The 14924-nt window shown below is 36.0% G+C and carries 12 protein-coding genes; 10 read left to right on the top strand and 2 right to left on the bottom strand.

Features of this window, described 5'->3' with window-relative positions:
• Positions 1-621: 621 nt before the first annotated feature.
• The 8 genes from JWH17_RS11540 (at position 622) to JWH17_RS11505 (ending at position 9304) form a co-directional block, all read left to right on the top strand.
• Positions 622-1929, top strand: a complete 1308-nt coding sequence (locus tag JWH17_RS11540; protein WP_205222777.1) for an MBOAT family O-acyltransferase — start codon at positions 622-624, stop codon at positions 1927-1929.
• A gap of 2 nt (positions 1930-1931) precedes the next feature.
• Positions 1932-3050 (top strand): alginate O-acetyltransferase AlgX-related protein, encoded by a 1119-nt coding sequence (locus tag JWH17_RS11535; RefSeq protein WP_205222776.1) that lies wholly within the window; start codon positions 1932-1934, stop codon positions 3048-3050.
• A gap of 141 nt (positions 3051-3191) precedes the next feature.
• On the top strand, positions 3192-3917 hold the full coding sequence (locus JWH17_RS11530) for an ABC transporter permease (RefSeq protein WP_205222775.1): 726 nt from the start codon (positions 3192-3194) through the stop codon (positions 3915-3917).
• On the top strand, positions 3914-4591 hold the full coding sequence (locus tag JWH17_RS11525; RefSeq protein WP_205222774.1) for an ABC transporter ATP-binding protein: 678 nt from the start codon (positions 3914-3916) through the stop codon (positions 4589-4591). The genes JWH17_RS11530 and JWH17_RS11525 overlap by 4 nt, the downstream gene beginning before the upstream one ends.
• A 20-nt stretch (positions 4592-4611) precedes the next feature.
• Positions 4612-5937, top strand: coding sequence for a sulfotransferase family 2 domain-containing protein (locus JWH17_RS11520; RefSeq protein ID WP_205222773.1), 1326 nt, complete (start codon positions 4612-4614; stop codon positions 5935-5937).
• Positions 5934-6839, top strand: a complete 906-nt coding sequence (locus JWH17_RS11515; RefSeq protein ID WP_205222772.1) for a sulfotransferase family 2 domain-containing protein — start codon at positions 5934-5936, stop codon at positions 6837-6839. The genes JWH17_RS11520 and JWH17_RS11515 overlap by 4 nt, the downstream gene beginning before the upstream one ends.
• Before the next feature lie 213 nt (positions 6840-7052).
• Positions 7053-8102, top strand: a complete 1050-nt coding sequence (locus JWH17_RS11510) for a class I SAM-dependent methyltransferase (protein WP_205222771.1) — start codon at positions 7053-7055, stop codon at positions 8100-8102.
• Positions 8099-9304, top strand: a complete 1206-nt coding sequence (locus tag JWH17_RS11505) for a glycosyltransferase (RefSeq protein WP_205222770.1) — start codon at positions 8099-8101, stop codon at positions 9302-9304. Before JWH17_RS11510 ends, JWH17_RS11505 begins: the two co-directional genes overlap by 4 nt.
• Positions 9305-9449: 145 nt before the next feature.
• Here JWH17_RS11505 and JWH17_RS11500 read toward each other — a convergent pair whose 3' ends face one another.
• Both JWH17_RS11500 and JWH17_RS11495 read right to left on the bottom strand, forming a co-directional pair.
• The gene (locus JWH17_RS11500; RefSeq protein ID WP_205222769.1) at positions 9450-10175 is read right to left on the bottom strand and encodes a hypothetical protein; all 726 of its coding nucleotides are present in this window, start codon (positions 10173-10175) and stop codon (positions 9450-9452) included.
• Between the two features lie 136 nt (positions 10176-10311).
• Positions 10312-10677, bottom strand: a complete 366-nt coding sequence (locus JWH17_RS11495) for a hypothetical protein (RefSeq protein ID WP_205222768.1) — start codon at positions 10675-10677, stop codon at positions 10312-10314.
• 811 nt (positions 10678-11488) lie between these two features.
• Between JWH17_RS11495 and JWH17_RS11490 the strand changes: the two genes are divergently transcribed.
• A complete protein-coding gene (locus JWH17_RS11490; RefSeq protein WP_205222767.1) occupies positions 11489-12154 on the top strand; it encodes a hypothetical protein in 666 nt (221 codons plus the stop codon).
• Positions 12151-14412 carry a glycosyltransferase family 4 protein gene (locus JWH17_RS11485; RefSeq protein ID WP_205222766.1) on the top strand — a complete coding sequence of 754 codons (2262 nt, stop codon included), beginning with the start codon at positions 12151-12153 and terminating at the stop codon, positions 14410-14412. The genes JWH17_RS11490 and JWH17_RS11485 overlap by 4 nt, the downstream gene beginning before the upstream one ends.
• Positions 14413-14924: the final 512 nt, after the last annotated feature.

The raw sequence follows: 14924 nt of genomic DNA, 5'->3' as shown, positions 1-14924 counted from the left end.
GCGCCAAGTATAACTCAAAATTTGATTCGTTCTTTGATCAGTATGAGAAAAGTGCGCAGGAAAAAAGGGTCTCACGAGAGAAGAGGATTCGGCGTGTTAAATGATTCCATAAACGTCGGATGCACCCGATTTTTTTGCTCAGCATGGGGCGACACATGAGAGCATGCGGTTACTTCTGTGTCGCGTGGAGAACTAACCAAAGACATGATTTATGAATACTTGTCTCATCATTTTGAAAATGGCCCTGATTATCAAATTGATATCGAGTAAACCGGCAGGCCGGTATTGATGGACTTTCAGTCCGCGCGTTTAACCTCATTGACTTCTAGTCAGTGGTTGTATAGTAGTTGCAGCTCACAATTAAATATTTTTTTTGCAATAGTTTACGATCTGAACTTAATTTTATAGAAAAAATCAGAGGTGTGAGTTTCTCTTGTAATGCAAATAATATCAAAAGGGACTAAACTCTCTGTAACAAGCTAGCGTTTTAATATGGTATTTAGCTCAATTATATTTATTTTTTATTTTCTGCCTATTCTTTTGATAGTATACAGTTTTTCTGGGCGTTGGCGTAATCTTATGCTCCTTTTGTTTAGCATAGTGTTTTACGCTTGGGGTGAAATGCAGTATACATTAGTTTTGCTAGCTTCCATTTTTATAACTTATATTTTTGGTTATCTGTTAAAGGATAAAACGAAATATTCTGTATTTTTACTTTTTTTAGGTATTTCGTGTAATGTTTTTTTGCTTGTTTATTTTAAATATTCATCTTTTTTCTTTAGAGTAATAGGGGAGTCTGTACCGTTTTTTGCCGAAGTTCACCAGAGCTTTGTTGTGAACTTTGAAAATGTCCATCTTCCTCTTGGAATTTCATTTTTTGTTTTTCAAGCTATTTCATATTTGATTGATGTTTATAGGCAAGACTCTCCAGTAGAAAAAAATCCTCTCAATGTAGCTCTGTATATAGCAATGTTTCCACAGCTAGTTGCTGGCCCTATAGTCCGTTTTAATTCTATAGCAAAGGAGCTAAGCCAACGGACCATAAGTTGGGACAAACTAACTGGCGGGGTAAGTCTATTTGTCGTTGGACTATCGCAAAAGGTGCTGATTGCAAACACTGTTGCTGTTGCCGTAGATGGTATATATAATATTCCTCTTGCAGAAATGACTGCCCCTTTAGCCTGGATAGCAGCAGTTGGTTATGCTTTACAGATATATTTTGATTTTACAGGTTATTCTAATATGGCCATTGGTCTAGGGCTCATTTTTGGTTTCCATTTCCCGGCAAATTTTAATTACCCCTATTGGTCTCAATCAATCACCGAGTTTTGGAGACGATGGCATATGTCTCTATCCCGATGGTTTAAAGACTATTTGTATATTCCACTAGGCGGGAATAGGCATGGAAAATTACGTACCTATTTTAACCTATGGGTAGTTTTTCTTTTATGTGGATTATGGCATGGTGCTAGCTGGAATTTCATCCTGTGGGGAGCTTTTCATGGAGCTCTTCTTGTGCTAGAAAGGGCAGGTGTATTAAGAGTCATAAACCAATGTCCTCGTTTAATTAGACATCTATATTGTCTTTTTTTTGTTCTTATATGTTGGGTTCCTTTTCGTGCAGAGACCTTGGAGCAAAGCGTGACAATATTTCGTGTCATGTTTTTTGGATCTAGCGCATCTTCTTTGAATTGGCCTGTAGCATCATTTGTTTCAAATGATGTGGCCCTAGCGTTTATTTTTGGGATTATATTTTCAGCGCCTTTGTGGCAGTTTTTACAGGAAAAACTGTTTAGTGTTAAAACTGTAGCTAGGCATACCGTGCTGTACCAAACTTGTAGTAATAGTATCGTCGTGCTGTTATTTTTTTTATGTATACTTTCCTTGTCATCTGGGGCTCATAATCCTTTTATATATTTCCAATTTTAGCCATGTTATTATTTAAGAGAAAAATTGTTAATCGATATTTTTTCTTGCTATTTTTTCTTCTCCTAATAGCTCCAGGAGTAACCCATTTTTTAATTCATGAAAATATTAACTATATAAATTTAAATGAATTGCGCCATCCTGCAAAGTTTCCAGAGTTTCCTCGCTCTGTTAATGATTTAGAACAAGTGCCATCAAAGCTTGAAGCATATCTTAATGACAGGTTTGGATTTCGTCGCCTGTTTATTACTGTAAATAACTATTTGCGAGTCAAGCTTGGTTTTAAAACAGAAGGGAAAGTGCTCGTCGGTAAAGACGGATGGCTCTACTATACCGCTTTAGATGTTATTTCAGATTTTAGAGGCGTCCAGCCTCTTAGTGAAGCTGATATTGATCTAAGAATGAGGCCGTTCCGCAAGGTGAGAGACTTGATGGAAAAAAGAGGAGTGAAGACTATTTTTATGCTTGTCCCCGATAAACAATCAGTTTACCCGGAGTATCTTCCTGACTGGGTCGTCCCCTTAGGACCATCGAGGTATGATCAAATGGTGGAAGCATTCCAAAAAGAAAAATTCAATTTTTTGGAGTTGCGACCAGCACTAAAAGCCGACAGGAATTTGTTGCCAACCTATTACAAAACGGATAGTCACTGGAATGAATATGGCGCGTATGTTGCTTATCATGTACTGATGGATAGGATGAAAGAAATGTATCCCGACGTTGAATGTCTTACACCTCGTCAAGTTCAATTTAAGAAGAAAGAAACAGTGGGTAGAGACTTATCCAGAATGCTTTATCTGTCGGAATATATGATTGACCAGAGGTATAAACCTGTTTTTAAACAAGCAAATTTTAAAATTGACCTGTACCGAAATGGGGAAAAAGTAAAGCAATCTAAGTGGTGGCGAGGTAACGCTTTTGATTCCGTTGTTACTACAGATGATGCAAAAAATGATTTAAGAATCCTTATGATGAGAGATTCTTTTGCGATAGACATGATACCTTACCTTGTAAATACGTTTTCAGCTTGTATGTTCACCTCAAACTCAACAGAGTTTGATAAGGTTCAACAGGAGTTTCAACCTGATGTTTTTGTCTGGCAAACCCTGGAGCGATATTTTTGAGGAAAACCTGCTTAGAATAAGCATGGTAAAAGTAATCTGAATTATAGGTTTTTATCGAAAATTAACACTAAGTGGTGAAATATATTGTTCCGAAAAGTATCACATTTCGTTACGTTGGTTCATTATAAGAGTTATTTTGATTTGATTTCTGAATCAAAAAGAACGTATTTGAGTTTTGCTTGGTGGATACTTGAACCATTAGCCATGATGCTGATTTATTATATAGTATTTAGCAGCTTTTTGAATATTCGAACTGAAAATTTTGCATTTTATATTCTCGTAAGCTTAACCTTTTGGCAATGGTTTCATAAAAGTGTTAATAGTAGCTTAAATTCGATAAATCAATCTGGCGGATTTATTTCGAAGATTAATATTAACAAACTCTTTTTTCCTACGGTAGCCGTTTATACTGATCTGATTAAAAGCCTTGTGGCTATAAGTGTATTGATTGTGGTGGTTGTTACACTCAATCACAGTGTATCATGGCAATATGTATGGCTGCCAATAGTCCTCGTTGTACAACTTTTGTTTACAGTTGCCATTGCCTATTTTTTTTCACTCATTATTCCATTCTCTCCAGATCTGCGAGTGCTTGTAGACCTTGTTTTAAGAGGGGTAATGTTTGCGTCTGCCATTTTTTACCCTATAGAAAACCTTCCTGAGTTTATACAAGAAAATCTCTGCTACAATCCTATTGCTTATTTGCTTGATTGCTATAGAAAAATTCTGATTTTTGATGGGGTGATTACATTAAGAGATATTTATTATTTAGGTCTCTTAGCTATAGTTTCTACAGCTGTAATTATGTTCACTCTTTTACTCGAGAAAAAAGTGGGTAACTTTTATCTTAAAATTTTAATGAAATGAAAAAAAAAGTTTTATCTTTGAATGCTGTTAGTGTTGGCTACAAAACACGTAATCGGCCGTTTTCCAAAACAAAAACTATTCTAAAGGATATTAGTTTCGATATTTTTTCACATGAAACTATAGGGGTTTATGGTGGTAATGGGGCCGGTAAGAGCACTCTGCTTAGTGTTATTGCTGGAGTGATGGCCCCTGATAGTGGTCAGATAGAAACTTTTGGGAGTACCATTGCACTGCTGAATTTAAATCTTGGGCTCGATAATGCGCTTTCCGGTAAACAAAATATTTTTCTGCACGGTTTATTCCTAGGGTTTAAACCTAGCGAGATTAAAAAGAAAATAGATAGCATTATCCATTTCTCAGAACTTAAAGAATTTATTGATGAGCCTGTCTACACCTATTCTTCTGGTATGAAGGCTCGTTTAGGCTTCTCTACTGTCTATCAGTTGAATACCGACCTGATATTAATTGATGAGATGCTTGGTGTGGGTGATCAGCATTTTAAAAGAAAATCAAATTATGCATTGAAGCAGAAAATTAAATCTAACCAAACAGTTGTACTTGTTTCGCATAACATTAAGCAACTCAAGCATCTCTCAGATAGAATTATTGTTTTAGAAGGCGGCAAAATTAAAGATATACTAAGTGCTGCAAAGTTTGATTTAATACCTGAGTAACCAATAGAGGAAATATAGATATGCTGACGAATTTTCCGCAATTCATCTTTGATTATGATAAAAGTTCTTATAAAGAAATTGAACCATGTGTACGATTTGTATTCCACCATATTCCAAAAACTGCTGGGTCAACTTTTAGGGCATTGTTGGAGAGTTTCTATCACCCCTCTCAAGTGTGTCCAGCAGAAACTTCACCAGAGTTGCAATCTGTTTCTGATATTGATAAAAACAATTACATGTTGTATGCAGGTCACTTCAGGTACAGTTCAATACTCAAGTGCGTAGGTGATTCTGTAAAGGTTACTTATTTGAGAGATCCGGTTGAGAGGGTAGTATCGCAATACTATAATCATGCGAACCTTGACCGTATCCCCCCTAGTTGGGTTAAACGTCTCGATGGTAGACCGGAATTAAAACAATATATAAATGATGTTCAAGGAAGTTCTTTGTCTGAATGGCTCATGAATAGAAATAAAGAGGTTAACAGCCTTTCATGCAATTTTCAAACACAGTCTTTTCTACCTGATGAAATTCGAAAAGAAGTTGAAGATTGGGGGGTGTATAACGAAACTTTTCTTGATCTAGCAAAGAGAAACTTGAAATCAAATTTCTGCTTTATAGGAATTCAGGAGTATTTTGATCTTTCTATTGATTTATTCTGTATGACATTCGGACTTAATCCAATAAATGCCTCATCGTACACTACAAATATAAATAAAGGGAAAAGTTTCGGAAAAAAATATGATTTATCAAAAACCGAACTTTTACTTCTTGAAGAACGTAATAGTATGGACCTTGAGCTGTATAAATATGTGGAGGCACTTTTTTTCGAACGTCTCCACTTGTTGTATAAGCCTATATTGTCATTCAATAGAAAGCATGTAATAGAAGAGATGTTAAATAAACGTGGTAGCGATTTGGCTGAAATTAAATCCCCACCTTTTCATGTCGATATCAAATCTTTTTTTGCAATATATGGTTTTTATGCCGAAGAGATTAGTAGCCAAACAGTCTTTAGGTGGACTGGATATGATTCACCTTCAATCCTGGAAGTACTTTGTAGATTCGAAAAAGAAAAGAAATACATACTTGAAATCGAAGCAATAGCATCAATGGCCAATGATGTAATAGAAGGATTAGAAATTAGCCTGGATGATCAAATTGTGTTACATGAAGTTGTTAATAAAGGAAATGAAATTAATATTAGATTTAAAGTGAAGGTTACAGAAGAGTTAGCCAAGAGTATTTTTCACCAGATTAAGATCACTTCACCTTTATTTAAAGAACGTGAAGGAGAGGGTGCTAGGGATTTAGGTCTTGCAATAAAAGGACTGAGTGTAAGTTGAAAAATCCATTTTTGAATGTATTTGATCAAGCTAGTTGCCAATATGTTACACAGGATTTGGCAAGAAAATTGGTTTTTCATCATATTCCCAAAACTGCTGGTTCTACATTTAGAACGTTGCTTGAAAGTTTTTATCAAGCAGATGAGATTTGTCCAGCTGAAGTGCCTGGGGAACTAGCAAATTACTGGGATATATCTGACAAATCAAAGTATTTATTCTTTGCTGGTCACTTTTCCTATTCATCCATAGAAAGCTATTTGAATGACGCAATATGGATTACCTTTCTTCGTAGTCCTGTTGAAAGGCTTATTTCTTATTACTATAACGTAACTAACAAAGATCGTGTTCCTGCCCACTGGATTAATCGTTATAATGCAGATCAAGAGTGGCGAGAATATTTTGAAACGGTACAGGGGATGGACATAAATTCCTTTTTGAGCTGTACCAATCCAAAAGCTAAGCGTTTAACATCTAACCGGCAGACACAAGCTTTTATTCCAGATTCGCAAAGACTATTGGTGGGTGACTGGTCCTGTTATGACAAGAAATTAGTAGAAACTGCCAAAAAAAATCTGAAGAATAAGTTTTGTTTTATTGGCATTCAAGAATACTTTACTCTTTCTGTCGATTTGTTTTCCCTGATATTTTCAATAGATCAAGTGAATCTTGAAAATTATACAAAAAACCTCAATAAGCTGAAAGCTAGAAGCTCAAAGTACGATATCAATACTGGAGTCAGAGAAGAAATCTTACGAAAAAATAGTATGGACTCTGAACTTTATGAATATGCGAAGTCACTTTTTTTCCTCCAATTACAAAAAATAAATTGGACTGTTTTTCAAGAAATTGTTCCAGAAATTTGTCAGTTACATTCTTCTCCTGCCTGGCTACTTGGAGAATAATAGGCGGTGTGTTTGATATAAAATGGACTGTAAATGAACTACCAATCAACTTATCCATTTGATCTGACGGTGATAATGGAACTTTTAAAGATCGACTAAAAAGAAAAAATAAAATAGGAGTGAGGCCTGCTTAAGCTGTAAGGCCGGTAGGTATTAAGTGTTGTTAAAGTCAATCGTTTGCGCAGGCAACAGCTAGGAAAAAGAAAAAATAATATGTTATGGAATAATATAAAGCGTATTTTGCCCTATTCACTTAGAGCTAAGGTGCAAAATTTGTTGAGAAAAGGGGTGATTAAGATACTCCCAACCGAATATATGGTCGATAATGCTCTTTTAGTTCAACAATATTGTTCACTCGAAAGTAAGCTGTTATCATTGCAAAAGAAAATAGACTGTTCTCAATGCATGGAAATTTTCGATCAACGGGTTCAAAGAACAGATAATGAAATTCAAAAAAAATATGTTCAATTGGATCTTATACAATCTGAAATAAATGAAGTTAAAGATACACTTGAGTTCCTAAATAATCAATATCAAGAGTATCGAACATTAATAGATCGGACAATACTAGGCTCTGGTGGCATCTTTTCAGATAAAGAATATGATTTGTATGAATCTGAAATTTTGAAAGGCCGATTAAAGAAGGAAGATGACTATTATGATACTTTAATTCAAGAGTGCAAAGAAGGTGCACGTGTTCTCGATATTGGTTGTGGAAAGGGGCGGTTCATTAAGAAAGTGACTATGTCGAATCGAGTTGGGTTAGGTATAGATATGAATAAGAGATATGCTGGTCAAGATAATTTTGAACTTGGCATGGTGCCTGAGGTTCTTTACCATCATTCTCCTGGATCATTTGATTATATTTTTTCTTTCCATGTCATTGAACATCTTTCATCAAGTGAACTTCGTCGGACAATCGAAGAATGTTACCGCATTCTACATAAAGGTGGGAAAATATATTTAGAGACACCAAATATACAATCACTCGTCACGCTTTCTAGGTACTATTTTTCCGATCCAACTCACATGTTACCGAGGCATCCAGCAGTATACAATGAGCTTTTGAAAAATATTGGATTTCGAAATGTAGAAATGCGATACTTGGTGGATTTTGATGAAAAGAAAGAATATCAACTCGACCTTGAGAAATTTGATAACAGCTCAAGAGGTCTAGCATCTGATATTAATAGTCACTTACAACATATGTATGATCTTTTGTATTCAGGCTCAGGTAATATTTTGTTCGAAGGAGAGAAATGATGACTCTTGAGCAAATCGTAATATTTTCACCATTACCGCCTTCCAAAACTGGTATTGCAGATTATATGGTTGAAATTGGGCTCGAGATAGAAAAACTCATTTATGTGATTTATGTTATAGCAAATGAGGCACCAGTCACATCGTATATACCCTCTAATGGGAAAGTTATTACTATAGCAGAATTTGAAAGGAACGAGTGCTTGCATTCATTACCTTTAATCTATCATTTAGGTAACAATATTCAGCATGAGTATATTTTTCGTTCGTTAGTTAATCGACCTGGTATTGTTGTTATGCATGATTTCTCTGTGCATCACTTATTGGTTGAGTTGACATTGGCTAATGGTGAGCACCAATTGTACGAGGATTTGATGGAATATAACTATGGCGATTTGGGAGTGAAGATTGCACGCAGGAGAAATGAAGGATATTTTAATGAAATTTTACAGTTTATTTTGCCACTCAATAAAAGTGTAGTTGATTCATCAAAAGCAACGATTGTACATTCTAACGATTCATATTATAAAATAAAAGATCTCGTTCCCTCTAAGCCTGCAATAAAAATCCCTTTTCCCTTCAAAATACTTCCAGGCCTCAATTTGTATGAATCAAAGGATGCAGCAAAGAGGGAAATGGAGATAGAAAATGATACTTTAATTTTTGCTTCTTTTGGTTTTGCAACACCGCCAAAACAAATTGAATTTATTTGTAAATCATTGTCCAGTTTGAAAAATAAGTTTGATAAATTCGAATATTGGGTCGTTGGTGAGGTTGCTGAAGCTGTTCCGTTGAAGCAAATATTGCGTAAATATAACCTTGAAAAAGAAGTGAAAGTTTTTGGCTATGTTGGGTTTGAAAAAATGCATCATTATATGCAAGCATGCGATGTAGCTTTATCGCTGCGTTATCCTTCAGCAGGAGAGACATCAGCAGTATTGTATAGGGCGATGGGGCTGGGAACATGCTGTGTTGTATTCGATTATTCATCATATTCAGACATCAGGGATGATGCTGTAGAAAAAATTTCGCTTAACACTTTTGATACTAATGAACTTGAAGACAAACTCTTGTTGTTATCTGGAGATCGAGATAGGGTAAGGAAAATTGGAAATAATGCAAAATGGTTGATTGAAACTGAGCACAAAGCTTCTATAAGTGCTGAAATGTTTTTGAGTTTCGTTGAAAAAGTAATGTCGATGTAAATGATTTCTCAGAATAGACTTAAAAATAAACAAGAGAATACTTCCAACTTTAAAAGTATAAAGTCATCTCTAGCGGAAAAAGTTAATTAACTGGTTCCCGTTACTCTTTTAGCAACAAATATGGAATGGAATTAAAGCGTGAAAGTCATTCAGGATTTTGATCAGAATGGTCAGGGTCAGACATTTCATTTTCTGCCTGTATGGCTTCCTTGTCCCTGGTCATATCCTCTACCATTTGCTCTATATCCTCAAAGGGCTCGTCGGTATCTTGTAGGAGGCTTAATCTGAAATCATCAATTTGTTCTTCAGGGGTAAGAGGTTGTTGTTCTACGTCATCTAAATGAGATGACTCGGTGATGGCACGCCGGTCTTTAATATCCTGTCTGAATGGCTCGATTGCAGCTTCAACATCCCTTTCTGGTAACCCTGCTTCTTCCATTGATGTGACAAACTCATTCAGCGCTTCTTCTCTTGCCTGAAGGACTTCTTCGCTGTTTGGATCCATTCCAAAAAAGTTGGGCTCTGAGAGGTGGGGTGGAGGGGTTTCGAGAAGGATATTATAGGCATCTAGCTCGTCCTCGGAAGGAGATTTTTCCAATTTTTTATTGGTAAAAATTTGTTGATTTACTTCGCTGTTAGTCTGGTTATCGTCTATGTTCAAACTTTGCTTGTTGTGATTTTTATTGTTTTGAGATAGTGGAGTTTTGTTCTCAATTTGTAATTGATGGTTATCAGTGGTTGATAAATCTTCGGTAGAATTATTTAGTAAAATGTTTTTGTCATTTTTTTTAATATGCGATAAATTTAAAAATGAGCCAATAAATATTCCTATAAAAAAAGTAACACATAAATAAACAATGTTTTTTTTCATATGAAGAGTCCATTTTGATAAGAATTAACTTTAAATTTTGTTCAAAGCAAGATTCGGTTTAGATGTTTTATATAGTTATATCCTAGTGCAAATAGAAAGAGTATTCGTCGCTTTTCCTTATGTTATAAGCGTAGTGCTAGTAATTTTTATACACGTATGTATAGCTGATATCGCCCATATAACGAGCTGTACCAGTTGGGCATGTACTAGCTGTTCCATATACATATACAGTGTCGTTGGTGGCATACGCTGTTTTCAATGTAGAACTAGCTTCACCACCACCAGCAGTTAAACTTGAAGTTCGGCCGTAATAATAATTACCCACATACGGGCCGGCGCCACGTGGAGTAAGGTAGAAGTAGCTATAGTCATAACTTCCAGTGGTACGAGAATAAATTTTATTCACTTTAAAATAGCCAGTACAAGCTGCGAAAGTTTGTCCAGCAATACCTAAGACAAAAAAGCAAATAAATCCAATAGTTATCAAGCGGGTCGTTCTCATGGTAACTTCTCCTCTTTTTAATCTACTGACGTACGCAAACAGAAACGAATACTCTTTATGGTAAGCTAGCAATTATATGGATAACTATCAAGTCTCGTTCTTTAGTATTTGAATAATTATTGTAACAAAATGTTACCTGTTTCGTTCTTATCTAGCTGGAATTTTGTTTTTGTGGTGTACTTTTTTGTCTTTTTAACTAAGTCGTTTCGAATGATGGTGTTCCTAACCCAACTTTGTGATGAGAGGTTGCAATTTATCGTAAATACAGACAATTGCCATTTTTACAGGTGCCGTTATGGCTCTACTTCTTTTGATTTTATTCATATTGTGGTCTTTAGCTGTTTGCCTGGCCTGGCATGCTTTGCACTCCCAAGGCTGTCAATATTTCACGTTGGTGTGGCTCAGGGCGGGTACTTTTTCTCACATGAACGGTACTCCCGTTCTTGCATTGCATGGAAATTGTTATTCTGTACAGGGTAGAAAGAATTTCTCGTATACTTGTCCAGCTGCTCACAATACCTGCCTTTCGCAAGGTAAGCCGAATCATATGCACAAGATGATATGCCAGAACCTTTTTAAAATTATGGTGGCTAAATAGGTGAAAAAATGGTGGCGTATCCTACCATGCACACACCAGGTCATTCGTCACTGATTCAGGTATTTGTCTGGAATAGCGAGGAGTCTTATGTGTTTTTAATTGATCCCTTTTTTAGAACAATACCTAAACGGGCAAATCAAAGGCTAACGTCAAGGGCAGCAATCTATTGAACTTGAGGTCTTGGCACAACAAGTGGAAGCAAGGATTCGATAAGTGGAAGAAAAGAAACGGGAGGCTAAAACAAATCAAGGGGTTGGTCTAAGGAGCAAGGCTTGGCATTTAACTTATCCTTTAAGGAAATTTTTTCATTTGGTTAAAAGATCGTTTTGTGGTGTTTGGCTTCTAGTAAAAGGTGAAAGGCAAAGATTAATCAATTTAATAATGACTTTTTTTTTGTTAGTAGAAAAAAGTAAATATAAAAAAACTATATTAAAAATATTAATTAAATTTCCTTCAGTTAAGGAAAGACTGAAAAAATTATTTTTTTGCTGCGCTTCTTCGAGGGAGAGCATTTCCTTTGACGGGTCCAGTAAATATCTATCGGATAACAGTGAGTTAAGTTTAAATCATGTCGACTATTTTTATCCATTAACAGCATCTTCATTAGCTGTAAGCTATAATTTGGATATTGATTTTGAGTTAATTTACCTTATCCGGAAGAAAGCGAGTTTGGCGACCCCTTATTTGGACAAAGACGATTATATTGAAAAAGTAATTGTGCATATTTTTTTGGCATTCCTGAAAAGAGTTCCTGAAAACTACAATACTCAGCATTATATACATTTAGCTAAAAGAGACAGTAGTTTTGATATAGTGTTTAAATCAATTTTTGATACAGACGAATTTGCTGTCAGTGGGTATCGAGTAGTATACAAATGAATATATATATCAATGTTGCGAATACTTATAGGCTCAAAGGTAAATCAGGAATTCAACGTGTTGTAAGAGAGCTTGTTTCCAGGCTTAGTGAGAGAGATAATATTTATTTCTTAGTTTGGTATCGTGATGATTTTTACCTGATTACTGAGAAAGCGGATTTTGGTTTTTTTTGTGAAGGTCGAGAATTCTATCCCGATGTCAAAATGGCTTTAGAGAATTTTAACCCTGGGGACTGTTTTTTTGATTTAGATGCCTCGTGGTTGGATCAATATTGTATTTATAGTCTATATGGCGCATTAAAAGAAGCAGGTGTTATTCTCATTAAAATGCATTATGACGCCGTTCCTGTGCTTTTCCCTCAATATTCTCATGTGAACACTGTTTTTAACTATACTGACAATTTTTCCACTGCTCTTCAATTTGCTGATTATTGGGTTTGTATATCAAATACGGTGAAAAAGGATCTGGAGACAATTGCTTCAAAATTGGCTGTCAGACAACCTCGGGCTGTTGTTATTGATTTGGGAGCAGATTTTGAATCAGCTAATCTAGCTGAAAATACCACTTTTTTTCAGGGGTATATTGAGGACCCATTCTTTCTATGTGTCGGGACGTTAGAACCAAGAAAAAATCATTCCTTGTTGTTGGACGTCTATGAGCAGATGCTAGAGAAGGGCACAGGCTTCAATTTGGTGCTTGTTGGTAAAAAAGGATGGAATGTAGAATCCATTGAAGAACGTATAATTAATCATCCGCACTATAACGCAAGAATTTTTTGGCTTACAGACGCAACAGATGAACAAGTAGCACATCTTTATAAAAAAGCGTATTTGAGTATCAATTTATCATATTATGAAGGCTATGGTTTACCGATCATAGAATCTTTATACCATAATTGTATCTCTGTCTGCACTAAAGGTGGTGCTATGGAGGAGGTATCTTGCGGTGCCGCAATATGCGTTGAGTTGTCTGCCCCTTTAATAGTAGAAGCTTTGAACAGTTTATCTGATAAGTCTGAGTACTTGAAATGGAAGTGCAAGGCGGAAGAATTTAAACCACCGACATGGGAAAAAACTTGCCTTCAGGTAGAGCATTTTTTTACTCAAATTCAAACTCCTCTTAATATCTTATTTCCACCAAAACAGGCAGTGTACATCTCCATTAGGCCCGCTGCTCTCTTGAGATCCTTTAAGTCGGTTGTTAACTATATGAATTTTATATCAGAGGCTGTCGTTTTAACGCCCGCTTCTTGTGTGCCGGAAATGGAGAAAATAGCGGAAAAAATACCGCTACAATTATCTATTATAAGTGAAGAATCATTAGGTATTACTGAATTACCTGATGACCATCAAGAGAGGAATACATATTTGCGTAAAATGTTCTATTTTCACGAGAAAATTGATCCAAATTTTATAGCATTTGATGACGATTATCTTGTGAGATGTCCTGTGGAAAGGGAGGTCTTTGTTGAACATGGAAAGCATCGTGGATATTATTTTTTTGAAGACGGTAAGGAGTGGCTAGGGGCGTATCCAATACCTACAAGTTTTGATCGCGGTCTTTGGAGGACGGCTAAATTTTTGTCGTCCTCTGGTTTTGATGTGCGATTGTACAATTCCCATATGCCGCAGATTATTAATAAGGATATTGCGTTGTCGGTCTATGATACTTCTGTTGCTCTTGGTTTGGATGAATGGAGTTCTTATTTTAATATAGGGAAGCATCTTTATCCTCAGTTTTTTGTTGATACTAAATATATCGCCATGGGCTGGCCTCCCAACTTTGATTCTTGGTTAGGTTGTGGCCCACCTTCCAGTGTTCCTTTTGAAAATTATTATGACGATGAATCTTCTTTAGATGAGGATGCTTCTGAGGTTGAATATTCTGAATACGCTAATAAATGGTTGGAAGATTACAAAAATGCCTGTGATCTTAGGGGACGTGTAGAACCAATCCATCCAGAAATTCATATAAATGATGGTCAGGTTACGTTTAATGCAGAAGCTGTTCGGTGTGATCGTTCTATACGATTATTTATCAAATATGTCGCTCACTGCACAGATTTTGAAATAGAATGTCGGTATGGGGGCTACTCCGATCGATTTCGAGATAGTGCACGTGCAAATTTATTCCCCAGGTTTTTTCGGATCCCAACGGATATCTTCAAAAAAGAGGTGGCTGGGGAATTTGAGGTGATTGTTACTTTTGTCAAAACAGGGCAGAAGGACTCTGTCAAAGTACCAATTTTTTTTAAATAATTTTTTTGAATACCTGCCCGCTCCTTCCTAAAGAGTACAAGGTTGCGCCAATTTCGCTATAAAAAGGTGTTCTACCTGTGTCTGCTCTCATGCTTATTGCGCCCAGATAGGCATCTTTCCTTTGGGTGATATCGATTAATAGTGTATTATCTCTTGGTTTTTCTTTGTCTGGTGCAGTTTGTGTTTCATCTTGAAGTGGCCTTGGCAGAGATGCTTGTGATTTACATTGTCTGCACTGGTACGACTTTTTTTTAGGTATGAAGCCATATTTTGTGTGGCAGTAGACTAAAGAATAAAAGTCTATTGGCCAACGAAAGACAAAGAGAGTGCCTAGGCATTGTTCTCCTGTCTCCTATGAGCCCCAAAATCAGGGTAATCTTTGGCCTGCTTGAAATTGAGCTTTATTCTTGATAATTCTTTTTTCTTAAGGTTGCTGTTTAGGCTGAGTAGGCTTGCAACAGCATTCGTATAACGATAGAACCTGTGTATTAAAAAGGCTGTTTGATTTTTTT

Origin of the sequence: Desulfogranum marinum, from assembly GCF_016918565.1 — a bacterium.
Lineage (GTDB): Bacteria > Desulfobacterota > Desulfobulbia > Desulfobulbales > Desulfobulbaceae > Desulfogranum > Desulfogranum marinum.
Note: the sequence above shows the minus strand (reverse complement) of the source record. Positions and strands in the feature narration are given on the sequence as shown.

Coding starts and splice junctions, on each gene's coding strand:
- JWH17_RS11500 (WP_205222769.1), bottom strand. CDS start 10,175: ATGAAAAAAAACATTGTTTATTTATGTGTTACTTTTTTTATAGGAATA.
- JWH17_RS11535 (WP_205222776.1), top strand. CDS start 1,932: ATGTTATTATTTAAGAGAAAAATTGTTAATCGATATTTTTTCTTGCTA.
- JWH17_RS11525 (WP_205222774.1), top strand. CDS start 3,914: ATGAAAAAAAAAGTTTTATCTTTGAATGCTGTTAGTGTTGGCTACAAA.
- JWH17_RS11520 (WP_205222773.1), top strand. CDS start 4,612: ATGCTGACGAATTTTCCGCAATTCATCTTTGATTATGATAAAAGTTCT.
- JWH17_RS11505 (WP_205222770.1), top strand. CDS start 8,099: ATGATGACTCTTGAGCAAATCGTAATATTTTCACCATTACCGCCTTCC.
- JWH17_RS11495 (WP_205222768.1), bottom strand. CDS start 10,677: ATGAGAACGACCCGCTTGATAACTATTGGATTTATTTGCTTTTTTGTC.
- JWH17_RS11485 (WP_205222766.1), top strand. CDS start 12,151: ATGAATATATATATCAATGTTGCGAATACTTATAGGCTCAAAGGTAAA.
- JWH17_RS11510 (WP_205222771.1), top strand. CDS start 7,053: ATGTTATGGAATAATATAAAGCGTATTTTGCCCTATTCACTTAGAGCT.
- JWH17_RS11540 (WP_205222777.1), top strand. CDS start 622: ATGCAGTATACATTAGTTTTGCTAGCTTCCATTTTTATAACTTATATT.